Source organism: Halomonas litopenaei, from assembly GCF_003045775.1.
GTDB classification, from domain to species: domain Bacteria; phylum Pseudomonadota; class Gammaproteobacteria; order Pseudomonadales; family Halomonadaceae; genus Halomonas; species Halomonas litopenaei.
Genome location: NZ_PXNS01000006.1, coordinates 360,854 through 387,244, shown reverse-complemented (window position 1 = coordinate 387,244; position 26,391 = coordinate 360,854). Strand labels below are relative to the sequence as shown.

20 protein-coding genes are annotated in these 26,391 nt (G+C 62.6%); 7 read left to right on the top strand and 13 right to left on the bottom strand.

Annotation, left to right across the window (positions count from 1 at the left end; genetic code table 11):
* Nucleotides 1-304: 304 nt before the first annotated feature.
* The 5 genes from C6W88_RS13200 to C6W88_RS13180 all read left to right on the top strand — a co-directional run bounded on the left by C6W88_RS13200 (nt 305) and on the right by C6W88_RS13180 (nt 4,919).
* Nucleotides 305-547 carry a hypothetical protein gene (locus C6W88_RS13200; protein ID WP_108132772.1) on the top strand — a complete coding sequence of 81 codons (243 nt, stop codon included), beginning with the start codon at nt 305-307 and terminating at the stop codon, nt 545-547.
* Entirely contained in the window at nt 544-1,833 is a 1,290-nt protein-coding gene (locus tag C6W88_RS13195) for a Wzz/FepE/Etk N-terminal domain-containing protein (RefSeq protein WP_108132771.1), read from the top strand. The genes C6W88_RS13200 and C6W88_RS13195 overlap by 4 nt, the downstream gene beginning before the upstream one ends.
* A gap of 650 nt (nt 1,834-2,483) precedes the next feature.
* Entirely contained in the window at nt 2,484-2,693 is a 210-nt protein-coding gene (locus tag C6W88_RS13190) for a hypothetical protein (RefSeq protein WP_108132770.1), read from the top strand.
* Entirely contained in the window at nt 2,690-3,976 is a 1,287-nt protein-coding gene (locus tag C6W88_RS13185; RefSeq protein ID WP_108132769.1) for a GNVR domain-containing protein, read from the top strand. Before C6W88_RS13190 ends, C6W88_RS13185 begins: the two co-directional genes overlap by 4 nt.
* A 103-nt stretch (nt 3,977-4,079) precedes the next feature.
* Entirely contained in the window at nt 4,080-4,919 is an 840-nt protein-coding gene (locus C6W88_RS13180) for an RNA methyltransferase (RefSeq protein WP_108132768.1), read from the top strand.
* Between the two features lie 64 nt (nt 4,920-4,983).
* Here C6W88_RS13180 and sodC read toward each other — a convergent pair whose 3' ends face one another.
* The 13 genes from sodC to C6W88_RS13115 form a co-directional block, all read right to left on the bottom strand.
* Nucleotides 4,984-5,517 carry a superoxide dismutase family protein gene (sodC, locus tag C6W88_RS13175; protein ID WP_108132816.1) on the bottom strand — a complete coding sequence of 178 codons (534 nt, stop codon included), beginning with the start codon at nt 5,515-5,517 and terminating at the stop codon, nt 4,984-4,986.
* A gap of 273 nt (nt 5,518-5,790) precedes the next feature.
* Nucleotides 5,791-7,149 (bottom strand): Na+/H+ antiporter family protein, encoded by a 1,359-nt coding sequence (locus C6W88_RS13170; protein ID WP_108132767.1) that lies wholly within the window; start codon nt 7,147-7,149, stop codon nt 5,791-5,793.
* Nucleotides 7,150-7,599: 450 nt separating this feature from the next.
* A complete protein-coding gene (locus C6W88_RS13165) occupies nt 7,600-8,643 on the bottom strand; it encodes a branched-chain amino acid transaminase (RefSeq protein ID WP_108132766.1) in 1,044 nt (347 codons plus the stop codon).
* Nucleotides 8,640-9,851 (bottom strand): histone deacetylase-like amidohydrolase, encoded by a 1,212-nt coding sequence (locus C6W88_RS13160; RefSeq protein ID WP_108132765.1) that lies wholly within the window; start codon nt 9,849-9,851, stop codon nt 8,640-8,642. Before C6W88_RS13160 ends, C6W88_RS13165 begins: the two co-directional genes overlap by 4 nt.
* A gap of 8 nt (nt 9,852-9,859) precedes the next feature.
* Entirely contained in the window at nt 9,860-10,216 is a 357-nt protein-coding gene (locus C6W88_RS13155) for a RidA family protein (protein ID WP_108132815.1), read from the bottom strand.
* A gap of 92 nt (nt 10,217-10,308) precedes the next feature.
* Nucleotides 10,309-11,343 carry a histone deacetylase family protein gene (locus C6W88_RS13150; protein ID WP_045994862.1) on the bottom strand — a complete coding sequence of 345 codons (1,035 nt, stop codon included), beginning with the start codon at nt 11,341-11,343 and terminating at the stop codon, nt 10,309-10,311.
* Between the two features lie 41 nt (nt 11,344-11,384).
* The gene (locus tag C6W88_RS13145; RefSeq protein WP_108132764.1) at nt 11,385-12,662 is read right to left on the bottom strand and encodes a TRAP transporter large permease; all 1,278 of its coding nucleotides are present in this window, start codon (nt 12,660-12,662) and stop codon (nt 11,385-11,387) included.
* Nucleotides 12,659-13,303, bottom strand: a complete 645-nt coding sequence (locus tag C6W88_RS13140; protein ID WP_231498639.1) for a TRAP transporter small permease — start codon at nt 13,301-13,303, stop codon at nt 12,659-12,661. Before C6W88_RS13140 ends, C6W88_RS13145 begins: the two co-directional genes overlap by 4 nt.
* Before the next feature lie 64 nt (nt 13,304-13,367).
* Nucleotides 13,368-14,420 carry a TRAP transporter substrate-binding protein gene (locus C6W88_RS13135; protein ID WP_045994863.1) on the bottom strand — a complete coding sequence of 351 codons (1,053 nt, stop codon included), beginning with the start codon at nt 14,418-14,420 and terminating at the stop codon, nt 13,368-13,370.
* Nucleotides 14,421-14,936: 516 nt separating this feature from the next.
* On the bottom strand, nt 14,937-15,701 hold the full coding sequence (locus C6W88_RS13130; protein WP_108132813.1) for a helix-turn-helix transcriptional regulator: 765 nt from the start codon (nt 15,699-15,701) through the stop codon (nt 14,937-14,939).
* Between the two features lie 154 nt (nt 15,702-15,855).
* Nucleotides 15,856-16,149 (bottom strand): hypothetical protein, encoded by a 294-nt coding sequence (locus C6W88_RS21510; RefSeq protein WP_108195016.1) that lies wholly within the window; start codon nt 16,147-16,149, stop codon nt 15,856-15,858.
* A gap of 19 nt (nt 16,150-16,168) precedes the next feature.
* Nucleotides 16,169-16,351, bottom strand: a complete 183-nt coding sequence (locus C6W88_RS13120) for a hypothetical protein (RefSeq protein WP_108132762.1) — start codon at nt 16,349-16,351, stop codon at nt 16,169-16,171.
* 180 nt (nt 16,352-16,531) lie between these two features.
* Nucleotides 16,532-22,669, bottom strand: coding sequence for a carbohydrate-binding protein (locus tag C6W88_RS13115; protein ID WP_108132761.1), 6,138 nt, complete (start codon nt 22,667-22,669; stop codon nt 16,532-16,534).
* A gap of 522 nt (nt 22,670-23,191) precedes the next feature.
* On the opposite strand from C6W88_RS13115, the gene C6W88_RS13110 reads away from it, so the two are divergent.
* Both C6W88_RS13110 and C6W88_RS13105 read left to right on the top strand, forming a co-directional pair.
* Entirely contained in the window at nt 23,192-25,000 is a 1,809-nt protein-coding gene (locus tag C6W88_RS13110; RefSeq protein WP_108132760.1) for a type I secretion system permease/ATPase, read from the top strand.
* Nucleotides 24,997-26,367, top strand: a complete 1,371-nt coding sequence (locus C6W88_RS13105) for an HlyD family type I secretion periplasmic adaptor subunit (RefSeq protein WP_108132759.1) — start codon at nt 24,997-24,999, stop codon at nt 26,365-26,367. The genes C6W88_RS13110 and C6W88_RS13105 overlap by 4 nt, the downstream gene beginning before the upstream one ends.
* Nucleotides 26,368-26,391: the final 24 nt, after the last annotated feature.

The window sequence follows — 26,391 nt, the reverse complement described above, 5'->3', positions numbered from 1 at the left end:
CGACTTTTCGGACAGCGCCTAGTAACGAGTTCTGCCGCGCTTCCCCTTCGCTCCGCCCTGTCAGCGGCACGACACCCAAGAGGCCAGACCACGGCTGCGACGTCCTTGATCTTCGTCAGGACGACGCAGAGTGGCGACCTGTACTTTCCCCCTTCCTGATCTACAGCAGCGTCGCGCCGCGTCCACGTCGCTAGGCTGTTCGCCCAGCAGATAGCCCGTGGTTTTCCGCCCTTGAAGGTTGCCCCTGTGGCACACCGATGACTCATCGACCGCCAATTCCTCAACGCTCGATCAGGACTTTCCGATGTCACCCTCTCGGCTACTACTTCTCGGCCCCATCGCCTTGTTGCTTCCCGGGGGCTTTACTCTGTTACGTGGGCGTTCCCTGCATGCCGCCCTCGTCTTCCTTGCCTGGCTGTCACCGCTGGTCGCATCAGCACTGGGGCTGATGAGCCTGGTCGTCGCCCGCCTGGCGGAGTCTTTCAATCTTGTTACCCATGGCCTGGTCCACAGCATGCATCTGGCACTGTGGAGGCCGCAGCGATGACCGATCACGACAGCCAACTTCCCGCGCTTTCCTATCGGCGCGATGATGAGATAGACCTGCGCGACATCGCCCTGATGTTGCTTGACGGCTGGAAGTGGATCCTTGGCAGCGTGGCCACCGCCGTGGTGCTGGCCCTGGTGTTTGTCACCATAGCCCCGCAAAGCTACCGTGCGTCGACCAGTTACACGCCCTCGTCGGAAGGACTGCGTCTTCTCAACGAGATGCCCGACATCGACTACTCAGCGGCCTCCACTCAGACAGAACTGGAACTTAAGCTCGGTAGCTTCGGCAACCTGCGCGACTTCATCGACGACCATCCCGAATGGCAGTCCATCGCCCAGTCGGAGGCCGACGAACAGGACGTGACCCTAGATGAGCATCTGCGCCTTCACTACTTCGACAAGCTAACGATCACGCGTCCCGGCAAAGACGGGACAGGCCCGCACCAGTTGAGCCTTGTGTATCCAGAGTCGCTGCAGGGGGCTGCTCTACTCAATGACTATCTGGCATGGACGGAGAGGCAATATGCCCAGGTTCTGGCGCAGCGCGCCGAACACTCACTGGAAACGGCGCTGGCACGCAATAGTGAAGAGATGCAGGCACATCTGGAAGCCTACCGGGACAGCGTGAACGTCGAGATCACACGGCTGCAAGAGCAACATGACGTTCAGTTAGCCGAACTCGATGACCAGCTTCAGGCCGAAAAGAATGCCGAGCGCAAGTCTCGCCAAGAGCGCATTCGCACTCTGACCCAGGCAGAGGCCATCGCACAGAGGCTCGGCATCACCCAGCCCACCTCACCGCCGGCGTTCGGCGAAAACGGACAAACCCAAGTTAGCCGCGGTGACAGCGGCAACGCGACAAACCTGCCGCTCTACTTCATGGGCACCCAGGCACTGGCCGCAGAAAAAGAGGTCGTCGAACAAAGCCTGGAGCAGGAAGCCAGCACGCCTGCCATCCGCGAAATCGAGAAAGAGCTCGCGCAATTGCGACATCAGCGCCAAATCGAAGCGTTGCAGCAACGATCCGACGACTCGTCGTTTGTCGACGCCTACAATCAGTTGAGCCAGGAAAATACCCTGCTGCGGGCCAACCGCGTCACCGCCGACGATATCGACGTCGTCGAGGTGGTCAACCTGGCCTATCGTCCGAACCGTTCGGAAGGCCCCGGCAAGGCCCTGGTGCTGGCACTCGCCGTGATACTGGGGGGCATGCTGGGCGTCATGCTGGTGATGTGTGTATCGTTCGGCCGAAGCCTCAAGCACTACAGGGCCCAGCGGGCGTGATCTTGCCAACCCGACCTGGCAGCGCCAGCGCTGCACCCCTAGCCACGATCCGCTGGCTCTCACCGTCCTCCAGCACTAGCCCCGAGTCAGATCATGGCCTGACTCGGGGAAGCGCCTCGTCCCTACCCACCTTTCCTGTCACGCTTATTGGTTGAATTCAGGTGCCAAAGGGAACAACGGATCACTCCTTGCACCATTGGCCGTGCTGGACACCACCCCGGCTTCACCCACTACCCTTGGTTCCCTGAACAGGTGCGCGCCAACCTGGGCATCATGGCTTATCCTGCATAGCGCCTGCGAACGTCAAGCTGGCATCAAGTGGGAACAATATGCCTACCCCACTCTGGAAACCACGCTGCCTCAGTGCCATTCGTGTTGTCAGACCTTGGTTGGTCATGTTTTACAGAGCACCTCGGTGATCAATCGAATCAGCACATAAAAAATCAATTAAACTCATATCAGCATATAAACGTTGTATTTTTAATAAACTGACCAGTCCTTATGCGCATTTAAAGTTAACATAGACTTACATGCTTACATTCGCCCTGCTACTTTCAACCGCAATATAAAGTGCATATAAGCACTATCCCTTGGCTCACGCAGGGCTGATAAACGCCATGTCAACACTTAAACACCTGGTGGCATCCCCCATGATGCTGCTGCTTCCGGGCGCTCTGGCGTTCAGCGAACGACGCTATATCTCGGCGGCCATCATGCTCGCCGCGGCACTTGCGCCCATCTTCCTGCTGTATCTGGACCTGGTCGACACCTCTCATTTTCTTCTTGCGGAAGTGTCTGTCCTGCTCGTTCACCTGCTCGCTCTGACGGCGAGGCTTGCTGTCTGGAATCCTCACACATGAACTCTTTCAACCACCAAGCCGTCGATCAACCTGAGCATCCTTCCTCTGACGAGATTGACCTGCGAGACATTGCCATCATGCTGATCAACGGATGGCGCTGGATCGCCGTCAGCATGGCAACCTGCCTCGCACTGGCGACGCTCTATCTGGTGGCATCCACACCGTCATACCATTCTTCGCTCGCCTACACCGAGACCAGTGATGGTCTCAATGTGATCAACCGCATTCCGGGGATTGCCATCACTCCCCAGCAGGCTGTTTCCGAACTGGAGATCCGCCTGGGGAGTTACGAGCGCTTCCGCGGCTTCCTCGACCAGCACCCCGACTACGCCGACATGCTGATGCAGGATAGTCCCCCGGAACTCGAAGGCACGGTGCTTCGCACGCAGTTCCGAGAGCTGAAGGTCGCGCCTGGCGACCTCGCCTCCGGTAGCCCCGGGGAGGTTAGCTTCTCCTATCGTGAAGATATCGACGGCGCTGCCTTGCTGAACCAGTACTTCCAGTGGTCGCAGCGGCAGTACACCGAAGACCTGCTCGCGCGCGTCGATCGTAGCCTGGCCAGCGCCATTTCACGCAATGAGGCAGACATGGAAGCCCACCTGGAGGCCTACGACGCCGAGCTTGACGCGACCGTCACGCGGATGAGCGAGGAGCACTCGATTCGCCGGCTCGAGCTCCAGGATCAGCTTGCCGCCGAACGCGCCGCGGAGCGCGCTTCCCGCGAAGAGCGCATTCGCACCCTGGAAGTAGCAGAAGAGATCGCCGGCATGCTCGGCATCACCAAGCCGACGTCCCCACTATCGTTGGGAGACGCCGATGACGCCGCCCGTATCGTCTACGACAACGTCAGCATCGGCAATGATCTACCACTGTACTTCCTGGGTACCGAAGCCCTGGCGGCCGAGCGCGAGGTATTGAAGCAGGGGCTCGACCAGCCCATCTCCTCGCCGGCCATCCGTCAGATCGAAAAGCAGCTCGAACAGTTGCAGCACCAGCGACGTATCGAGGCGTTCAAGTCTCGCGAGAGCGACTCGGCGTTTATTGACGCCTACAACCAGCTACGCCAGGAAAACACTCTGCTGAGGGCCAACCGCATCACCGCCGACGACATCCACGTCGTCGAGGTGGTCAATGTGGCCTATCGTCCGATACATCCCGAAGGCCCCGGCAAGGCCCTGGTGATGGCGCTCGCCGTGATCCTCGGGGGCATGCTCGGCGTGATGCTGGTGATGCTTGTGGCGTTCAGCCGCAGCTTAAGGCGGTATCGTTCACAGACAGCCTGATCTTTTCACCACCGTCTCAGGGGCCGCCATCGCGGCCCCTTCGCTTTGGGCGAAAGTGGCGGTATGGTGTCGCTCGTTTTCCCATCGACGGTTGCCGTGCTCCATGACTCAAGCCTTGCCCTTCGCCAATCTGCGCATCGTTCTTGTCCAGACCTACCATCCCGGCAACATCGGCTCCGCTGCTCGCGCGATGAAGACCATGGGCCTGACCGATCTGGTGCTGGTCAATCCACGCGTCTTTCCCGATGAAGAGGCCACCCGCCTGGCCGCAGGTGCGGCAGATGTGGTCGAAAACGCCCGTGTGGTCGAACGTCTCGAGGACGCCATCGATGACTGTGTCAGGGTGGTCGGGGCCAGCGCCAGGCTGAGAAGCCTGCCACTGCCCCACTACGACGAACCGGACGAGATGGCCCAGGCGCTGGTGAAGGACGCGGTGCACGACCCGGTGGCACTGGTCTTCGGCCGCGAGCGCTTCGGCCTGACCAACGACGAAATCCGCCTGTGCTCGCATCAGGTCAGCATTCCGGCCAATCCCGATTACGGCATCCTGAACCTGTCCCAGGCGGTGCAGGTGCTGGCTTACGAGTTGCGCCGGGCCTGGCGCCGACTCCCCTGCCCTGATGTCGATGTCGCGGTCGATAGCGATGCCGACACGGATACGGATACCGACACCGATACCGACACCGACAGCGTCGCCACCTCGGCGACACCGCCCAGGCTTCGCCAGCCCACCCGAGAGCAGGTCGCCCACTTTCAGGCACATCTGGGCCGGGTGATGCGCGACAGTGGTTTTATTACCCAGCCCCACGCACGCACCGAGGAACAGCTCCAGGCGCTGTTCGCCCGGGCCACGCCCACGCGCAAGGAACTCTCGCTGTTGCGCGGCCTGCTGTCGTCGCTCGAGGCACACCTGCCCCCTTCCAGCGACGATCGCCAGGACTGACGTCACTACAGCAAAAGGCCCCGCCTGGGCGGGGCCTGGATGGCCATGTCGGGGGTGGCGTCGATCAGCCTTCGATGACGCCACAGGCGACGCGGGCACCGCCACCGCCGAGCTTGGGCTCGTCGGAGTAGTTGTCACCACCGGAGTGAATCATGATGGCGTGGCCTGCCAGGTCATTCTCGCTGATGCGCGGCGCCAGGGTCGGCAGTGTCGCCTCGCCCTGCTGTCCCACCGCCAGCGCCGGCAGGTCACCCAGGTGGCCGTCACCGTAGGGACCCTGGTGGGTGCCGGTGTCCTCCGGGTCGAAGTGGCCTCCGGCGCCAGCCGCCGCTACCGTCTCGCCATCCTTCTCGGCCGGCTCGCAGCTCGGGTTCACGTGAACGTGAAGGCCGTGGATGCCGGTGTCCAGACCCTCGAGGTCGGGCGTGATCCTGAGACCATGCTCACTATCCTCGAAACTGATGGTGCCGAGGGAGTCGCCAATACCGTCGGTGCTGACGCTGTGCATCTCCACCTCCGTGGCGGCGTGGGCGGCGCCTGTTACCAGCAGGCCTGCCCCCAGCAAGCACGATCCGGCAAACACGCGTGCCTTCAACATCTTGTCGCTCCTGTCCATGTGTCGATCCTCTCCATCTGTGAACAAGTGTCTTGCTGCGCCCTGGGCTCGATAACTCCTTCATCTTCCCGGGAGCGCCACGACCCACCGGTCGATGAGTCTCCCCCAGCGTGGACCATATCGACGGATCTGCACAACCCGTAGCACTCATGTCTCACTATTGCGGCGGCTCACACGTCGATGTTCGGGCCGGGCCTGGCGCACAAAAAAACGCCCGCGCGAATAGCGCGGGCGTCTGGGCTTTCCGGTGGGCGATCACAGCGTCATCGCCGCCAGCCAGCCAAAGCCGATCAACGGGATGTTGTAGTGCACGAAGGTCGGCACCACGCTGTCCCAGATATGATCATGCTGACGATCCACGTTGAGGCCGGAGGTCGGCCCGAGAGTGGAGTCCGACGCCGGGGAGCCGGCGTCACCCAGGGCGGCGGCGGTGCCGACCAGGGCCACCGTCGCCAGATCGGAGAAGCCGAACTGTACCGCCAGCGGAACGAAGATGGCGGCGATGATCGGGATGGTCGAAAACGACGAGCCGATGCCCAGGGTGATGAACAGCCCCACCAGCAGCATCAAGAGCGCCGCCAGGCCACGGTTGTCGCCGATCACCTCGACGCTGGCGCTGACCAGCGTCTCGATCTCGCCGGTGGCGGTCATCACGGCCGCAAAGCCGGAGGCCGAGATCATGATGAAGCCGATCAGGGCCATCATGCGCATGCCGCTGGTGAACAGATCGTCGGCTTCGCGCCAGCGGAAGATGCCGCCCATGGACAACAGCGAAAAGCCCACCAGGCCACCCAGGATCATCGAGCCGGTATAGAGCTGGATGCCGAGCGCAGCGACGATCGCTACCACCGACATGATCAGGCCCAGGGTGTGGGGCTCCTCGATCTCGCTGTGGTCGTGGCCATGGCCGTGGGCCGGGGTATTGCCGAGCTCCACCTCGTCATAGGCCCGAGGCTTGCGGTAGGACAGGAACACCGCCACCAGAAGCCCGAGGAACATGCCGGCGACCGGCACGCCCATGGCCATGGGCACCATGGCGCGGTCGATCTCGAGGCCCAGTGCGGCGCCAGCCTCGTTGATGTTGGCCAGCAGGATGTCGTTGAGGAAGATCGCCCCGAAGCCTACCGGCAGCAACATGTAGGGCGCGGTCAGGCCGAAGGTCAGGGTACAGGCGACCGCGCGGCGGTCCATCCTGAGCTGATTCATCACCTTGAGCAGCGGCGGAATCAGGATCGGAATAAAGGCGATGTGGACCGGGATCAGGTTCTGGGAAGAGATCGCCACCAGCAGCACGCTACCGATCAGCAGGTACTTGACCGTGGCCTGACGGGACGCGCTGGACTCCTGCCCCAGCAGAGTGATGAGGCGGCGTGCCAGCAGGTCCGGCAGGCCCGAGCGAGAGATCGCCACGGCGAAGGCACCGAGGGTGGCGTAGGCCAGCGCCACCTTGGCACCGCCACCGACACCGTCGTTGAAGGCCGCCAGGGTGTCCTCGATGGACAGACCACCGGCCAGGCCGCCCACCAGGGCCCCTACCACCAGGGCCAGCACCACGGAGACCCGCGCCAGCGACAGTCCCACCATCACCAGCACGGCAAGGATTACAGCGTTCATAGACGAATCCAGGTTTAAGTTCGAGAGAGGGTTTGCGCAATCAAGGCTTGTCGGAAAAGCACCGGCGCTCGCCGGCTTTTCGTGCCAAGCCTGGTGCCTGGCGAGACGGCCTCGACTGCCGTACGCGACGGCGCCTGGGCATTTCGCCGGTAACAGGCGGCGCGAATGGTACCAGAAAAGTCCTGTGGCCGGGATGTCACCAAAGGGTCATGAGGCGGTTATCTGACTGACACACGCCTGGCCGATACTACCTCTGTGTTCAGGCGACACCGGGCAAGGGACACTGCCCCTCGAGCGTCACGGAGGCGACGGCGCGGGAAGCGCCAAGGGAGCAACACGGGCACTGGGAAGCTGCCCCAGGGAGGAAAGACGGCTAGCTGCGCCACGACTCAAGGGTCGTGGCGCCTTTCTTTGTGGCCATCGTGCAGCCGCCTGGTTGTGTAAACCGACCTAGTCGCTGGCCGTATCGCTGTCTGCGTCGATATCCACTTCGTTATCCGTCGGGACAAGGCTCAGCCAGTCGGCGTAGCGCGCCAGGTCATGGCGATCTCCGTTGGTCGCCGGTGACAACCGACCTCGACAGACGTCGCGATACAGTCGCTGCAGTCTTGCCGTCAGGCTATCGGCGGCTATCGGCTCAGCGACCCCGGGTGCCCCTGCGCGGGCGCCGATATGGCGACCATCGAGCTCCCGCAACGGCAGTATCTCGGCGGCGGTGCCGGTAACAAAGGCCTCGTCGGCGATGTACAGCTCATCGCGGGTGATGCGGCGCTCCTGCACCTCCACGCCCAACACCTCACGCGCCAATCGGATCACGCTGTCCCGGGTGATCCCCTGCAGGCAGGAGGTGACCTCCGGCGTGTGCAACACCCCGTCTCGATAGAGAAAGACATTGGCCGCGCTGGCCTCGGCCACGTAGCCTTCGGCGTCAAGCATGACCGCCTCGTCAAAGCCCGCCTTCACCGCGGTATTCAATGCCAGCATGCTGTTGACGTAGTGGCCGCTGGTCTTGGCCCGACAGGCGCTGATATTGACGTGATGGCGCGCCCAGGACGAGGTCAGGGCCCTGAGCCCGACGGCAGCGGTCTCGGCGCTGACGTAGGGGCCCAGGTCCCAGGCCACCACCATCACCTGGCAGCTAAGCGCCTTGGCGCGCAGCCCAAGGCCCTCGGGACCGAGAAACACGGTGGGCTTGAGATAGGCATCGGTCAGTCCGTTGCGGACCAGGCACTGGCTTTGCGCCTCGATCAGCTCTTCATGGCTCCAGGGCACCTCGAGGTCGAGGATATGGGCGCTGTCCAGCAGGCGTCGGGTATGCTCGTGGACCCGAAACAGCCGGGCATTGCCGTTGTCGTCACGATAGGCGCGCACGCCCTCGAAGCAGCCCATGCCATAGTGCAGCGAATGAGTCAGCAGATGGGTCGTGGCCTCCCGCCAGGGCAGCCATTCGCCGTTCTTCCAGATCCAGCCGTCGCGCTGGTGCAGTCCACTCATGTGCCTGGCTCCCTGTCCCTGTTCCTGTTTGCGTCGCTGTCCCTGCCACAGACGCAGGCGATAGCCTCTTCAGCCTGGCTGTCGTCGCGGGCCTCGGTGATCTGCCCAGGCCAGTCGCGCCGCCAGCCATCGATCAGTTCGCGCTGATGGGGCTGCAGTGCCTGATAGCCCCAGGCGGCGATCTCGTCGTTCTGTGGGTCATCCACGCCGATGTCGCTGTCGGCCAGCGCCTGAATCACGGCATGGCCACACAGCGGGACATAGCCTTCCGAGTAGCCGCCTTCGTGGACGACCACCAGGCGCCCTTCACAACATCGCTGAGCCAGCGCCTTGACCGACTGGGCCATGCGCCCGAAGGCATCGCTATTGAGCAGCATCTTGCCCAGCGGGTCCTTGGCGCAGGCGTCATAGCCACAGGCCACCACGATCAGATCCGGCGCGAAGGCCTCGATGGCCGGCAGCACAAGGCGCTCGAACGCATAGTCGTAGGCGCCAAGCCCCGAGCCCGGCGGCAACGGCAGATTGAGACAGGACCCCGACGCGCCCTCACCGCCCTGCTCGTCGAAGCCACCGGTCTCGAGCGGATAGTTGCCGGCCTGGTGCAGCGATACCGTCAGCACCTCAGGGTCGCCCCAGAAGGCGCTCTGCTGGCCGTTGCCGTGGTGTACGTCCCAGTCGAGGATCGCCACCCGCTGCACCAGCCCCAGCGCCTTCGCTCGCATCACCGCCACTGGAATGTTGCCGAGCAGGCAGAAGCCGCGACCGCGATCGGCTTCGGCGTGGTGCCCCGGTGGACGGCACAGCGCATAGGCGCTGGCGTGGGTGCCACGGGCCACCGCCTCCACCGCTGCGATGGCAAGCCCGGCGGACTGCCGGGCGCTGGCAAGGCTGCCCGGGCGATAGGGCGCAGCCTCGCCGGCATCGCCACCCAGGCCCGCATCACCCGCCTCCAGCGCATCAAGATAGTCTTTCGTGTGGAAGCGCTGCAGGTCCTCGCGGCCGGCCGCCGGCGGCTTTACCACCTCAAGCTCGTCGATCAGCCCGCTGACCTCCAGCAGGTTCTTGAGACGGCGCTTGCTCTCCGGGCTCTCAGAGGCTGGCTGGGGCTGCAGCCAGGGCCCTGGCGCCGAGAACACCCCGATCGCCCCCTGGTCGTGCCAGAAGCAGCGCTCGTGCCAATAAAAACCGGTCGTCTTGCTGTGGCTCATGGGCGACCTCAGGCCTGGGGCAAGGCGGCCACCACCATGATCTCGACCTTCCACTCCGGCCGGGCCAGGCGCGCTTCCACAGCGGCACGTACCGGCGGACGTCCGGGGCTGACCCAGGCGTCCCAGGCGGCATTCATCTCGTCAAATTCGGCCATGTCGGTAACCCATACCTGGGCCGAGATCAGTCGATCCTTGGAGGTCCCGGCCTTGGCCAGCAGTTCGTCGATTCGCGCCAGCACCTGCTCGGTCTGGCCGCGCATGCCTTGGCTGGCGTCAGCCGGTACCTGGCCGGAGAGGTAGACGGTGCCATTGTGCACGGCGATCTGGCTCATGCGGTCGTTGCTGTCGTGAAGGGTCGGGCTCATGGTGTTTTCCTTGTGGGAGATCATCCGCGGGATGATCGTTGGGCGAAGTATTGAGCTGTTCAGGGCTGTATCAGGCTGTCTTTAAGCTATGGTCAGGCGTCGTTGAATCCGCGCAGGAAGGCGGCCAGGTTATGGCTCAAGGCCGCGGTCGGATAGCCGCCCTCCTGCACCAGCACGGTGGGCAGGCCCAGCTCACCGATCTGGCGACCGATGGCGACGAAGTCCGGGGTTTCAAGCGTCAGGCCCGCCAGCGGGTCGTCCTTGTGGGCATCGAGTCCCAGCGCCACGACCAGCGCGTCCGGGCTGAAGCTCGCCATGGCGTCGAGCAGTTCATCGAGACCGGCCTGAAAGGCCTCGATACCGCTGCCTAGTGCCAGCGGCACATTGAGGTTGGCGCCGAGTCCAGGACCGATACCGGTCTCGCCGGCTCCGCCCCAGTAGTAGGGATAGAAGTCGCTGGGATCGACGTGCAGCGATCCTGTCCAGACGTCGCCACGGTCGTAGAAGATGTCCTGGGTGCCGTTACCGTGGTGGAGGTCGATATCGAGAATCGCCACCTGGGACACATGCTCGCGCAGCACCGTGGCCGCGAGGGCCGCGTTATTCAGAAAACAGAAGCCCCCGGCACGATCGGGGCCGGCGTGGTGCCCCGGCGGACGACACAGAGCGTAGGCGGTGCCGCCGCCGGCGACGATGCTCTCGGCGGCGGCCTGGGCGGTAGCGGCACTGGCCAGGATGCCCTGAAAGCTGGTCTCGGTCATCGGACAGGCCATGTCGTGCATGTGCCAGCCCACCTGCCCCACCGGATGGCGCGGGTAGTGCTTGCCGCCGCCGCAGGGATGGACGTTCGGCGCCACGAATTCGGTGGCGTCCGGCAACGCCTGCCAGCGGGCATGGATGGTCTCGAGAAAATCCAGGTAGCGCTCGCTGTGGATCTCCTTGAGACGCTCCCTGAGCGTGGGACTGTCGACCTCGGCCGGCGCAGTCAGGGCCAGGCCGACCTCGGCCAGGCCTTCGCTCAGAAGCTCCGCCCGGCGGGGCCCTTCGGGGGAATCGGTAAGGGCTCCACGCTTCAGGAACTGAGGCGGCGCGTGACGTTCCTGGTCAGGATGGTAGAAAAGTTTCATCTGCATCTGTCTCCGGTGATGACGCTCCGTCACTGCTCACATCAGTCGAGCAGCGAGGGGATCCATGTCGATAGTGCCGGAAAACCCGCCAGCAACACCACTACCAGGATAAAGGCGGTATAAAACGGCAGCGACGCCAGGATCGCCTTTTCGTAGGGGACCTGGGCGATTCTTGCCGCCGTCATCAGCGTCATGCCCACCGGTGGCGTGACGTTGGCGATGTTGAGGGTGACGATCATGACGATGGCGAAGTGCAGTGGATCGAAGCCCAGGCTGACCATCGCCGGCACCACCACAGGGCCGATGACCACTAGCGCCGGCAGTACATCCATGACCGTGCCGATGACGATCAGCAACAGGCACACCAGCAAGATCTGCACGAAGGCGACATCGCTCAGGGAGGTGATCAGGCTCGCCGCCTCCCGGGCGACGCCAGAGCGGGTGACAAACCAGCCGAGCACCGCCGAGGTCGCCAGCAGAAAGAACACGACACCGGAAAACTTGACCGTGGTCACGAGCGCCTGGGCCACCTTGGCCAGAGTCAGGTTGCGATAGAACAGCATGCCGATCAGGATCGCGTACACTGCGGCAAAGCCTGAAGCTTCGGTGATGGTGGTCATGCCCGAGAGTATCCCGCCGAGGATGATCAACGGCACCAGCATGGCCGGCAGCGCCGAGAAGAATGCCAGCAGTGCCATCTTCAGCGGTGTCGGCGCCTGCTTGGGGTAGCCCCGTCGCCAGGCCAGCACGATGCTGGTGGCCAGCAGCGCCACGGTCATCAGAATGCCCGGCACGATGCCTCCGGCAAACAGGTCGATGACCGAGACGTCCCGCAGCAGGGTGGCGTACACCACCATCACCACGCTTGGGGGAATGATCGGCCCGATGATCGAGGAACAGGCGGTGATCGCCGCCGCGTATTCGGCGTCGTAGCCCTGCTTCTTCATCTCCGGAATCATGATCTTGCCGATCGCCACGGTATCGGTGATGGCGGCCCCGGTCAGCCCGGCGAAGAACAGCGACACCGTCACGTTGACGTGAGACAACGCCCCCCTCACCCGACCGAACAGCGCATTGTTGAAGGCGATCAGCTTCTGGGTCAGCCCGCCCTGGTTCATCAACTCGGCGGTAAAGATGAAGTACGGCACGGCGATCAGCATGTAGCCGGAGACACCGGAAAACATGCGATCGGCGATGATCCCCACCAGGCGCTCGCCGCCCAGCTCATAGACCCCGGCAACCCCCGAGATCGCCATGACCACGGCGACCGGGGCGCCGATCGCCAACACCAGGATAAAGGCCAGAATCGCGGCGGTCATGAGCGTGGCTCCCGGGCGACGGCGTCGCCTTGTGGTGAAGAGGGATCGGAGGATTCGACACGGCTGTCGACCGCCTGCTCGGCGTTGCTGCCGGCGCCATTGTCATTGGAATGAATCACCTGCTCGATCACCGCGTCGCTGTCGATGAAGTGCTCGAGCAGTGCAAAGCCGTGCACCAGATGCAGCGCGATGATGGCGCCGGTCAGCGGCACCGCGAAGGTGGTCCACTTGTAGGAAATCTGAATACTGTCGGACACCATGTAGCTCTGGCGGGCGTTGGAGAAGAAGTCCCAGCCGTAGAACATCATCAGCACCGCCAGCGCGCCGATGACGGCCAGGGTCGCGCCGGCTGCCAGCACCACCAGCGGGCGCGGCAGCAGCTTGACCAGCAGTGTCATGGCCACGTGCTCACCGGAATGCAGCGCGATGGTCGAGGAGATGAGCCCGATCCACGGTAGGAACAGGCGGGCCAGGGAATAGGTCCAGCTGAGCGCCCCGCCGGTAAACAGGGTGTACAGAAACCCGGTGAACGAAATACCCAGCATGGCCAGGACGCAGCCGACGCAGAACACGATGGCGAGGCGATTGACGCCGTCGCTCAGGCGCTGGAGCCAGGCCTGAAGAGATCGCAGTGATGACATGACAGGAGAACTCGGGCAAGGCGGTGGGCACTGGCGGGGCGGCCTGGCCGCCCCGCCGCGACAATCACTGGCCGTAGCGGCTGTAGGCCTCTTGCGGCAGCGACTGGCGCAGGCCATCGACCTCGGCCAGCAGGTCGTCGATCAAGGCGGCGTCGAGTCCGAAGTCGTCGACGATCCAGCTCTTCCAAGCCGGACGCGCCACCTCTGCCATGCGCTGGCGCTCTTCTGCCGGCATCAGGTAGCACTCCTCGAAGATCTCGCAGGACGTCTGCCAGCTGGCCGTCGCCAGCATGCCGGAAGCGCCATGGCTCAGACTGACCGCCTCACGGGCGGCGTTGGTGATGACCCGCTGGTGCTCCTCGGGCAGCTCCTGAAACCAGCTCTCGCTGACCATCCAGCTGGCGCTGTTGTACACGTGCCCGGTCAGGGTGGTGTAGTCGGTCACCTCGTCCAGGCCGAAGGTGGTGTTGATCACCGGCGCGTTGAACTGACCGTCGGCGAGTCCGGTCTCCAGCGCGGTGATCAGCTCGCCCCACGGCAGCGGTGTGGCGGAGGCACCCAGCGCCTCCATGGTGGCGACGTGGGCCGGGTTTTCCTCGGTGCGGATGTTGAGCCCCTCGAGGTCATCCACGGTCTTGATCAGCCGCTCGTTGTTGGTGAAGGCGACAAAGCCGCCACCATCATCGAAGGTCCCCAGATAGCGCATGTCCGCCTGTTCGATGGCGCCCTGCATGAAGTCGGCGAACCACTCGCCATCGAAGAAGGCCCAGGCCTGGCGCCAGTCATCGAACAGGAAGGGGGCCGTCACCGCCTGATACTCGGGGTAGAACGACGACATCGCGCCGGAGGTCAGAATGGCGGACTGCAGCGCCCTGCCACCGGCCTGGACCTGGGAGCCGGTCTCGACTTCGGAGCCCATCTGGCCGCCACCGAAGATGCTGACGGTGACGTCGCCTTCGGTGCGACTTTCCACCAGTTCCTTGAAGTGGACGAGGGCAGGATAGATGGCGTTGTTGGTCAGGTTCTCGGGGATCAGGGTAGCGATGGCCATCTCGTAGGACTGAGCCTGCGCCTGGGACGCCATCAGCGCCAGCGGCAACGCCGCGAGCGCCAGCATCGGCGCTCGTCGCCGCTGTCTGGCCCGTTGGCCACGGCCACGCCGGGCGCCTACCTCGTGGTTATCGTGCGAGCGGCGGTCAGCCGCAATGCGGTCGTCAGTGCGGGCGGAGGCAGGAAGGGAGGTCGAAGACATCAGTAACTCCGGTTGTTGTCATGGTTGTTGTCATTGTTGATGGCGCCGAATCGAGGCCGGCGCCGAGTGACTCCTTTTCAGGCTATGCGCGAAACCCATCGTCAACTTGCCCGAGACTACGAAAACCTTGCCCGGGACTCAGGCAAACCGTGTCGTCGGCCACAACGTCACCGCGACGAGAGGAGAAAAGTGGCAGGTGGCTGAGCGCGAGAGCCGAGAGAGGCTAGCTGAATCGCTGTCCAGGCATTGTTTGAAAAGTCGGCGAGCGATGGTTAGACAAGGCAAAAATCGGTGAGAGAGCGCAGTTTACAAGGTGTAAATGAGCACCTTGATCCGGTTTTTAACGCCGTATTACCGAGCGCAGGCACTTTTCATCAAAGCCTATGGATCTGTGCGCTCCCGGGAGGGCGCCACCCCATGAACCCTGCGATAGGCTCGGGAAAAACTGCCCTGGTCACGAAAGCCCACCAGCGCCCCAATCTGCCCCAGCGGCAACTCACTGTGACGGATCAGCGCCTGGGCGTGGCTCAACCGGCGTCGGCGAACATAGGCCTGCGGCGTCATCCCGGTGGCCTGGCGAAAGCTGGCGTGGAAGTGACCGGGGCTAAGCGCGCACAAGGACGCCAGGTCATCCACGCGAATGTCGCTGGCCAGGTGCCTATCGATCCAGTCGTCCAGCAGACGCAGATCGAGCCGACCGCTGACGCCCGTCGATCGTGTTGGGGCACAGGTTTCGCTGGAAGCCTCCAGATGGAGATAGAGCGCGCGTAACAGAAGCGCTGCGATATCGTTGCCCAGGGTGGGGAATTGATCCAGTTGCCGCATCAGGCTGTCGGCAAGTCGCTGCAATTCGGGGGGCACCGCAAAGAAACGCGGTCGCTCGAACAGTCGGGCCACGTCGACGTCCGGCAGCCCGAAGACCACCGGCACGTCGAGCACGAAGGTACGATTGTTGCCGTCTCCCAGGTAGTCGTGATGGCAGTTGCCTGGAATCAGGCAACCACGCTCGGCGGTGACCCGTTGCTCCCGCCCCTCAAGGGATAGTTCGGTACTGCCGCAGGTGGGCAGAATCAACTGGTGGTAGCCGTGCACGTGGGAGACGTGCTCGTTGGCCAGGGTCTTGGTCCTGAGATCGATCCGGCTCACGATCGCCTCGCCTGAAGAAGATACCTCTACCATGCCGCTCACCGAACAGCCTGACAAGCCGGGGCGAACGCCCGGCTTCACGCGACCTCAACGCTTGTCGCCTGGGCATCCTTGTGGCGGGGGCATGGCGGCCGTTGTCAGACTCGGCGTCTTCTCAACAGCGACCCTTCTTGGCCTGTCCCGGCGGGCAGAAGTCGCCACGCCGATCGTGGTCGTCGTAATAGCGATCATGGTCATGATCGTGATCATCGTGGCGATGGCGGTCATGGTCCCAATCGCGATCATGCCAGTCGTCATCACGGTGGTAATCGCGGTCACGGTGGTAGTCGCGGTCACGATGGTCGTCGACGACGATCAAGGGCTCTGCACTGATCCGTGCGGGATCGTAACTGCATCCCGCAAGACCCATCAGCACGAGCAAAAGTACGGCTGTACTCACTGTCTTCATGCGCACTTCCCGGCCACCTTCAGCAACGACCCTTCTTGGCCTGTCCCGGCGGACAGAAGTCGCCACCGTCATGATCTCGATGGTCGCGATGATCGTCATCGATGATGATCAGTGGCTCCGACGAGACCCGTGCGGGGTCATAGCTGCAGCCCACCATCAACACGGCCATCACCAGGAAAACAATCCATCCAGCGGTTCGCATATGCATGACTCCTTCCGTTCAAATTGACACCAGCCTAACGCAAAGGTCGCCTTTTCGCCGCTGTCGACGCCCTGCAACACCCGGTGTCTGCCAACAGCGACAACTACTCTCTGGATCCGGCGCCCAGAAAAATGCCGCTCCGGGGGAGCGGCATTCACACGGTTGACAGTGGCAAGCCTGTCAGAACAGTTCGTCGGGTTGCTGCTGGGGCAGGCCCTGCAGATCCAGCGGATCGACCACATCGGGCACTTCCTGCGCAGACTCACCCTGCTCGGCGGCCACGGTGAAGCGCGACGATGGCACCACCTGGTCGGTTTCCTCCGGCGGGACACCGTTGCCTTCGTACATCGGCTTGATACCCTCGATAACGAACATGTTGTCGTTGTAGTCGAGGTTGGATCCGGAATAGTCCTGAAGCACCAGATAGGTATCAGGAATCTCGTTACCTTCATCGTCCAGCGCCTTGAACACGCGAACGTAGTAGCCACGCTCCAGATCCGGCGAATCCGCCGGTGGCTTGCCCTTGCCGGGAGGATTCAACGAGGGATCGGAGGACAGGGTGGCCACCTCGAGGCCGAACAGATCGTTGCCTCCCCAATTGTCAGGAATATCGTCTCGGGTGAAGGTGGCTGCCGGTTCCTGACGATCAAGATAGGTCAGCGGCAGAAAGGACTGGTTCTGGTCCGCATCGTGGCGGATCAACTTGATATCCTGGGAGGTATTCTTGAAGGCGTGGAGTCCAAAGGCAGCCACACCCGCCCCATGCAGTGCGACTATCTGACTCACCTTGGCTTCATCGACCCCGTCGGCCAGGGTCCAGTAGCGCGACAGCACTTCCTCCTCGCTGACGGCGCGATAGAAACCGTAGTCATCGAAGGCCGAGCCTCTGGCGCCACCGTCCGTCGGAATACCGCCGATCCGGTTGCCGAATCCGGCCACATTCCAGACCTCGTCGACGGTCGGTTCCCAGCCGCCCTCATCCTGAGCCTGCCAGAACCCGGCAAGCGTCAACTCCTGGACCGGGGCATCGGCGTCGTTGGTCACCAGCCTCAGACTCCCGAAGAAGCTGCCGTCATCGGCGTTGCTGGCGGGCGGACGATAATTCGCGCGATCGAACAATACATCGATCTCGAGCGATTCCCCCGGTGCCAGTGTCACCCCTTCAAGGGCCGCCGCGTCAGCAAGCACGAAGGGGCCATCCAGCGAGACATCAAGAATGGTCAGCGGGTCGCTGCCATCATTGGAAATGACGGCGGTAGCACTTTCCTTGAAGTCCCGATCCGGGCCACCAAAGTCGTTTTCATCGAGATAGTTGAACAACAGGCGATCACTGAAGTAGTTGACGTCACCACTCTCCAGGTGGGCCACGGCCTCGGCAGTGACGGCGACTGGCGTCACATCCAGGTAGTCGATGCGCTGACTGCACAGATCATCGGACACCATGTGCAGGCGGTACTCGATCCCGGGCTCCAGCTCGACGTAGTAGGACTCTTCACCCGCCGTTCCTGCTCCGGGAAAGGACATCACGGTCAACGGCTTGCCATTGAGACTGAGGGCCAGATCCTCGCCACGCAGCACACCGGCATTCGCCGCCAGATCGAGCCGGTAGAGGCCTCGAGTATCGACCTCGAAGAAGAAGTCAGCGCTTCGCGGGTCGACGCTGAGCGCCGAGATGCCATCCTCAAGCTCGATGCGCACGCCATCGGTGGCGTCGGCTGGCCCGAGAACGGCGGCCCGAATCGCTTCCAACGACTGGTCGGGCACCCACAACAGGTCCATGTCCGGCCCAACCGCCGCCGGCGCGGTCACTACCAGGGTATTGATCCCCGCCTTCAGGCTGACCAGCACGTTATGATAGATCCAGTCAGCGTTATTCTCACTCAGCCCTGCGAAGTCGAGTTCATCCTGGGCGACACCGTTGATACTGAAAGACAGCGGTCGATCCGCCTTGGTCTGAGAAAGGTTGTAGCGGAAACCGATTTCATAGGTTCCCGCTTCTTCGACACGAATCGACCAGGTGATGGTCTGGTCTTGCGTGCCCCTGAAGTCGGCGTAGGCGTTCTCCGAGACGTCGCGCACGTCACCCACTTCGATCACTCGAGGACCGTTGAGCAGTGCATCCTCGGCCTCGTAGATGCCGAAACCGGGCGAAGGCTCGTGCACCACTTCCAGCTGATCCACGTTAGGCCCAGCCCGGGACACCGACTGCAAACGCACCTCGACATCGCCCGGCGTCAGGTTCACCTCGATATCCTGGGTCATCCAGAAACGCCAGCGGTCGGAACCCTCGAGGCTGTCCGGTGCCGGTGGAAAGTCGGCGATACCCACACTCAGGCCATTGACGAAGACCTCGAGAGGTCGATCCGAAAAGCCACCATTGGCATAGCGCACCCGCAGTACGGTGTCACCACCATCACCGGCTTCCAGGGTGAAGCCAAAGGTGATGGCATCGTCCGAGTTCCTGCCGAAATCAGCGTAACCGCCACCGACCCCGTCGTTGTCATCCAGATTGCCGTCATTTCCAAAGCTGCCCGGCTGTAGCCCCGGCACCTCACTGGCGATCCCTTCACGGATGATGATCTCGGCAGCGCCGCCCTCGCTGATGGTGGCGCTGGTGCCGTCGTCAGGGGTGTTGTCCTCGGCCTGGATGGTTGCCAGTATCCTCATCGAGTCAGTGCCAGCCCCTCCGGACGACATGGGTTCGACGGGATCCAGGCGGACCAGCTGACTCTCGCCGGTCCGGCGGTTCAGGGTGACCAGATACAGGCGCCCTGTGGCGGGGTTCTCGATGATATCCAGAGGATCGGTATAGGTGATGACCTTGCCGGCGGCATTCCGAAGAACGTCGTCACCGATGACCTTGCCTTCGGCATTCACCGTGATCCAGCGAATGTCGTCTCCTCCGGAATACTCGGTGATCAGCAGACTGCCCTTGAAGGCATTGCCGAAGGTATCACCGACGTATTCGGTCGCGCCGTTGGCAGAGCGGTTCTCCCCCAGCGAGTAGGCATCGTCGATGCGATAGTTGGGGTCGGGCTCGATGCCTGGATCGTAGGACGTGACCTCGTTGATGTCCTCCAGCCGGGTGGGGTTACCGCCGTTAAGGATGTACTCGTCCTGCAGAGGATTCGGGTGGCCGTAGTACCCCCCCTGCTCGACCCTGAACAGATAGTCATCCTGCTTGACCACGTTGGTCGCCGATTCGTCGATCAGCGTCGAGGGGTCATCCGGCACGGCACCGCCCGCCGCCGAGCCATTGGTCGGCGTGTACAAGTAGCCATTGGAGTGCCAGACCAGATCGTAGGCGTTGCGGACCCCGGTGGCGAAGATCTTGACCACGGCATCATCGACGAAGGGATCGTAGAAGCTCTCCAGCACGAGGCCATCAGCGTCCTGGACGCTGGCGACACCCTTGTCGTCAAACGCCAGAAAGCGCCCTCCCTCCATGGGAATGGGGGCATTTTTCAGGTCATTGTCGACGTCGAGGAAGCGTGTCTGGTCTTCCGGCAGGGGCTCGGTGGTGACATCGAAGCCACCAGCGGGCGGCGAGCGCGTCGGATCCACCTCCAACACCGCCGCAGACAGCAGACGTTCGGGCCTATTGCCCCAGGCACTGTCGCCGTCCCCCATGGCGGTATTGGACCCCTGGGTCAGGTAAAGCAGATGCGAGGGTTCAGTGGGCGACGCCTCTGCATCAAACGCCGGATTTTCCCGAAACTCGATGCTGTTGGTGACGTGGTCCGCCACCGAACGGGGAAGTCCGGTCAGGTAGACTTCGGCACTACCGCTGAAGTCGTCTCCCTCGTCCAGGGTAATCTTCAACAAGCGCCCGCTGAAGTCGGGGGTCGAGGTGTCGCGTCCGGACAGCGGGATCGGATAGTTGTCGGTCACCCACAACACCTTTGGATCGGTCGGGTCCACCGCGATGCCGATGATACCCCGCCGATTGTTGAAGGCGTCGGCGTCGGGCTCCATGAAGGGATCCAGGGCCAGCGACAGGGCCTCCCCGGGGCCCAGCGAGCCGTCCTCAGGGTCCAGCGCGTAGCGCACGATCTGGCCGCCCATGCTGACCACGTACAGCGCATCACCCCCGGCGCTGACCTCGAGGGAGGTAAAACCGAAGGCTCCGTCGACGGAACCGTTCAACTCCACCGTTCCCTCGAAGGCCACATCACTGGGCAGGATATCCGGTTCCGGCCCGGTAACGAAGGTATTGGTGTACTTCAGGAATTCCCGGGTCGGCAAACTGCTGTCGCTGTTGTCGCCACGATCCTGAAAGCCATCGATCACCAGGCTATAGCTGGTGAAAGGCTTCAGCGTTTCCTTGGGGGAAAGGGTCAGTGAATCGAAACCGCCGGTGGTGTTGATATCAAACGCCACCTCGATGCCGGTGACGGTCTCGAACAACCGTACCGAACCATCGCTCAGGCTCTTCAGGAGTGCGCCTCCTCGGCCCTCGACCACCTGAACGCCGACGAAGATATCGGAGGTGGGATCGACTCCGGTGGGCAGGCTACCGTCTTCCCTGTCCAGATCCACGACAACGGTATTGGTAGCAACACCGGCGATGGCCCGGGCATCGGTAAAGTGCGCATAGTCGAGGCTCGCTGGCTGGTCATCTTCCGGAGTCAGGTCCGGCAGCGGTCGGATCTCCAGATACTGCAGCTTGACGTTCTTGCTGTCGACGTCGAGCGCATCCAGCGTCAGACGACCATCGGTCACCTCAACCACCCGAGTGACCAGATCCGAACGCAGGCCCTCGGTGTCATTGGTCGGCGTCGCATCGATGGAAAAGTCGTCTGGACGCCCTGGGGCAAAGGCATCGGTGAAGGCAACACCCTCCGCATTGACCCCGTAGAAGGCGTCGAAGTTGCCGGAAGCGTCGCCCACCGACATGGTCACCTCGTAGAAACCGGGCTCCAGCTCAATTTCCCAGCCTGCATCGACGAAGCCGTCGCGCTCGCTGGTCATCTGGGCAAAGGTCGCCTGGCGCGGGTCCAGGCCGACGAAGCGCTCGGAGCGATCCACCAGGGTAAAAGCACCCTGACTCGCCAGCGACAATGGATCGGTGCCGTTCTCAGTTCCGTCGGCAATGCTTTGCTCGGTGATCCAGCCGTAGCGGTAGGTCTTGCCGTCCACTTCCAGCATCTGTGTTCCAAAGGCCTGGCCGGTGTCCGCGACATAGCCCTCGGGAACGTCGGCCCCCTGTGGCTGGAAGTTGATCTTCAGTGTCGGACGCTCGCCGGGCTCGACGACGAGCGGAGACAGCTTGACCAGGTCAAGGTTGGCCCCCCCTGACGTGAGATTCTCAAGGCGAACAGAATGGGTCCCGGCTTCGAGCTTGAGTTCAAGCGACTCTTCCCGCCAGCGTTGCCAACCATCATCACCAGCCCCGGTGGAAGCAAACTCGAACTCGCCTACCCTGACGCCATCAATGTAGAGCGCCATGGGGCGATCAGCGTTGCCTCCATTGGCGTAGCGGGCGTCCAGTCGGAAATTGCCGCCTTCCTCCACGGTGACTTCGAATACCCCGGCATCGCCGACATCGTTGCCCAGGTCAAGGTAACCCTCGCCACTGTAGCCAGGCCTGAGCGAATCCACGCCATCGGCTTCCAGACGCGCCGTCGTATCGGCCGGGCTGCCTGGATCCGACTCCTGATCGTCGATGGTAAAGGTTTCCGCCTCGAACGACATGATGCCTGTTTCCGGCTCCGGATCGGGATCAGGATCAGGATCGGGATCGGGATCGGGATCGGGATCAGGATCAGGATCAGGATCTGGGTCAGGGTCGGGATCTGGTTCGTCTTCCACCTTTACCAGTGTCAGCTGATCCAGGTTGGGTCCCTGGCCCACGCCACCCTGTTCCGCCGTGGGGATCGACAAAAACAGCTGATGCGAACCCGGCTCAAGCTCAAGTTCGACCGTCACCTCCTGCCAGCTGCTCCAGCCACCGGTTCCAGGAAAGCTCACCGACGTCGTGACGCCGCCATTCACCTGAAGCGCCAACGGACGATCACTGTTGCTGCCGTTGGCATAGCGCAGGGTCAATTGGTAGCTGCCTGCCGTATCGACACTGATGTCATACTGGACACCATCACCGGGATCCCTGCCAAGATCCACATAGGCATTGTCGACAGCACCGGGCCTGGCGTTGCTACCCGACACCACTTCGGTGACAGCGCCGGAGGGTCTACCGCCAACGTCGATGATGGTGCCCTCTTCCGCCTGCCAAACCAGAAGATCGGCATCCTGTGGCACCACCAACATCTGGGCGGTTCTTCCCGTGATCGGGCTGACCATCTCATCGTTACTGCTCATGGTGACTCCATATATTTTCTACATGTCATACCCCATGAAAACCGTTTTACATTCGGAAACAAATAGCAAATATCTTACACCAACATCAGAAGTTGAGGGTTTTTTTTGATCCAACTACTTCGTCTTGATCAACTCGCCCTTCCACAACAGAACTTTTTTGACGCATCTAAAAGCGGCCGAAAACCTATTTACTCCCTCTAAAAACAATGACTTCAATATTCCTCACAATAATCGTCGACAAAAACAGCACAGAATTCTTCAAAAATTCAACAAAAGAATACGGAAACATCTATTGAGATTCTTCATTTTTATGCCGTTTTACATAGATTTGTAAGCTCTAAAAAAGTCGTTTCGGCGAACTTCTCCCTAGCCTCTCACTCCCTGCCAACTCCATACTTCATTCCATCAGATTTCGGACACCCTGCACGACAAGGTGCTAAACGACATCAGGCATCGCTCTTCGCTCCGGCTGCCAACACCACCAGAACTTCGCCGCAAATCCAGAAAACGAGACGCCTTTACATGACCCCCACCCGTTACAATATTCGGGAGGCGATACTTCGCTGCCGACGCGGCCTCTTCGACGTCGGACTGTTCAGCCTGTTCATCAACCTGTTGATGCTGGTGCCTTCGCTATACATGCTGCAGGTGTATGACCGGGTGCTGGCCAGTCGCAGCGTCGAGACCCTGGTCATGCTGACGTTGGTCGTGGTGTTCCTGTTCGCCGTCATGGGCGGACTCGAGTGGGTTCGCTCGCGACTGCTGGTGCGCATCGGCAATGCCCTGGATGAACGGCTCCAGCCGGCTATCCATCAGGCCATCTACGATCAGGCCCTGCGCCGTCCGGGTGCCACCTCGACCCAGGCGCTGGATGATTTGGCCACGCTGCGCCAGTTCGTCTCCGGCCCCGCCCTGCTCGCCTTCTTCGACACGCCATGGATCCCCCTCTACCTGGGGGTACTAACGCTGTTTCATCCGCTCTACGGGCTCTTTGCCCTGGCCGCCGGCATCCTGTTGCTGGCCCTGGCCGCGATCAACGAGGCCTGCACCCGGGGTCTGCTGAAACAGGCTGGCGCCCACCAGGTCGCCAGCCGTGATGAAACCGCCGCCAACTTGCGCAACGCCGAGGTGCTCCATGCCATGGGCATGCTGGAGAGCGTAAAGCGACGCTGGCAGTCGCAGCACCGTGACTCCCTCGCACTGCAATCCCGGGCCAGTGATCGTTCAGGTGTACTCACCCACCTTTCGAAGATACTAAGGCTGCTGTCCCAGTCGCTGATCCTCGGCCTGGGGGCATGGCTGGTACTGAAGGCGGAATTGACCCCAGGAATGATGATCGCTGGCTCGATCCTGCTGGGGCGAGCTCTGGCCCCCATCGATCAACTGATCAATGGCTGGAAGAGCTTTATCGCCGCCCGTAACGCCCGCGAACGCTTGGGCCAACTCATCGACAGCGAGGCGCCATCACCACCGATGCCGCTGCCCGCCCCGAAGGGCCAGCTTTCCCTCCAGCAGGTATGTGCCGGCCCGCCTGGAGCGACCGTCGCCTCACTCAACGCGATCAGCGTCGACCTCAAGGCTGGCGAACAACTCGCTATCGTCGGCCCGAGTGCCTCGGGAAAATCGACCCTGGCACGGGTAGCCCTGGGCATCTGGCCGAGTCTCGACGGATGCGTACGCCTCGATGGCGCCGACATCCTGCGCTGGGAACGCAGCACCCTGGGGCCCCACCTGGGCTATCTGCCCCAGGACGTGGAGCTGTTGGCCGGAAGCATTGCAGACAACATCGCTCGCTTCGGCCCGGTCGACGCCGACGCAGTACTCAAGGCAGCCCACCTGGCCGGCGTCCACGAGTTGATCCTCAAGCTCGACGAAGGCTACGACACCACCATCGGACACGGCGGCACGGGTCTATCCGCCGGCCAGCGTCAACGCATCGGCCTTGCCAGAGCCCTGTACGGCGAACCATCGCTGGTGGTGCTGGACGAACCCGATTCCAATCTGGACGAAAGCGGTGAGCGAGCCCTGGTGGAAACCCTGGTCCGCCTGCGCCGGCTCGCCACCACTACCCTGGTGATCACCCACCGACAGCGCCTGCTGGCCCAGGTCGACCGGGTAATGTTCCTCGACAACGGCCGAGTGACGTCCCTGGCTCCTCCCTCCCCGGCCGGCGGGGCAAGACTCAAGGGAACGGTGTCCTCGGCACGGGTGGTGAAGCAAGTCGCCGGTGCCGGCACGCCCTCTTCTCAACGAGCCCCGTCCGGCGTTGCGCCATCGAACCCGCTGCCAACGGATCCCCCTTCATCCAACAGCTCGAGGACACCACGATGAGCGCTCAAGTCTCTACTTCGGTGCCCGTCGAGACCGCCGCCATCGACTCGAGCTCGGCCACCGCCGGTCCTGAGAATCAAGTACCGGTGGACCTTCGGCCCTATCGACGCTGGGGCCTTGCCATCCTGCTGGTGGCCTTCGGCGGCTTCGGGGTCTGGTCGGTCACCGCTCACCTGGCGGTGTCGGTGGTCGCCCCCGGTTCGGTCTCGGTGGAAAGCTTCACCAAGACGATCCAGCACCTGGAAGGCGGCATCGTCGCCGACGTGCTGGTCGAGGACGGTGATCACGTGGAAGCCGGCGACCCACTGATCGTGCTGGACGACACCCAGGCGCTGGCGCAACAGCGCATCGCCGAGACCGAGTACCTGATCACTCGGGCCAGTGAGGTGAGACTGCTGGCGGAACAGGCCGACAGCGACAGCCTGGTCTTTCCACAGGAACTGATCGCGTCCAGCAATTCGCGGGTTCAGGAGGTGCTGGGCGTGCAGCGGCGCCTGTTCGAGGTACGCCGGCAATCGCTGGACGATACGCTGGCCGCCCTGGACCAGCAGATTCTTCAACTGGAAGAGCAGATCACCGGCCTGGGGCAAACCCGTTCGATCACCCAGCAACGCATCGACTCGCTGGAGGGTGAGGTCGCCAACCACCTCAAGCTGTTTCGTGACGGCATGATCAGCAGCCAGCGTCTGCGTGAGCTGGAACGCGAGAGCCTGGAGTACCAGAGTGACAACGCGGGACACGCCTCGGAGATCGCCCGACTGCGCGCCCATATCAGTGAAAACACCCTGAACAAGCAGATTCGCCTGCAGGAATTTCAACAGCAGGTGGGCGAAGCGCTACGTCAGGTCCAGGCCGAGGTTGCCGACGCCGAAGAGCGCCTGGTCGCCCTCAATGACACTCTCGCGCGCACGCGAATCACGGCCCCTGTGGCGGGTACCGTGGTGGACCTGCAGGTGCACACCCTGGGCGCCGTGGTACGTGGTGGCGACCCGCTGCTTGACCTGGTCCCGGCCGGCGACGGTTTCGTGATCGAGGCCCGCGTCCCCAACCACGATGTGGATCACCTCTACCCCGGCCAGTCGGCGGAAATCCGCTTCAGCGCCTTCAACCAGCGCCTGTCCAATGTCATCGACGGCGAGGTGGTCCGCGTCAGCGCCGACAGCTTCGAGGACGAAGCCACCCGCCAGCGCTACTACAAGGTCCGCGTCGGCGTGACCGACCTGGGCAAATCGCAGCTGACCGACAACATGCGTCTTGTCGCAGGCATGCCGGCAGAGGTGATGATCCTCACCGGGGAGAGAAGCTTCGCCAGCTATATCACCAAACCGATCAACGACATGCTCGCTAGGGCAATGCGCGAGGAATGACGAAAGACCAATCACCAAACCACT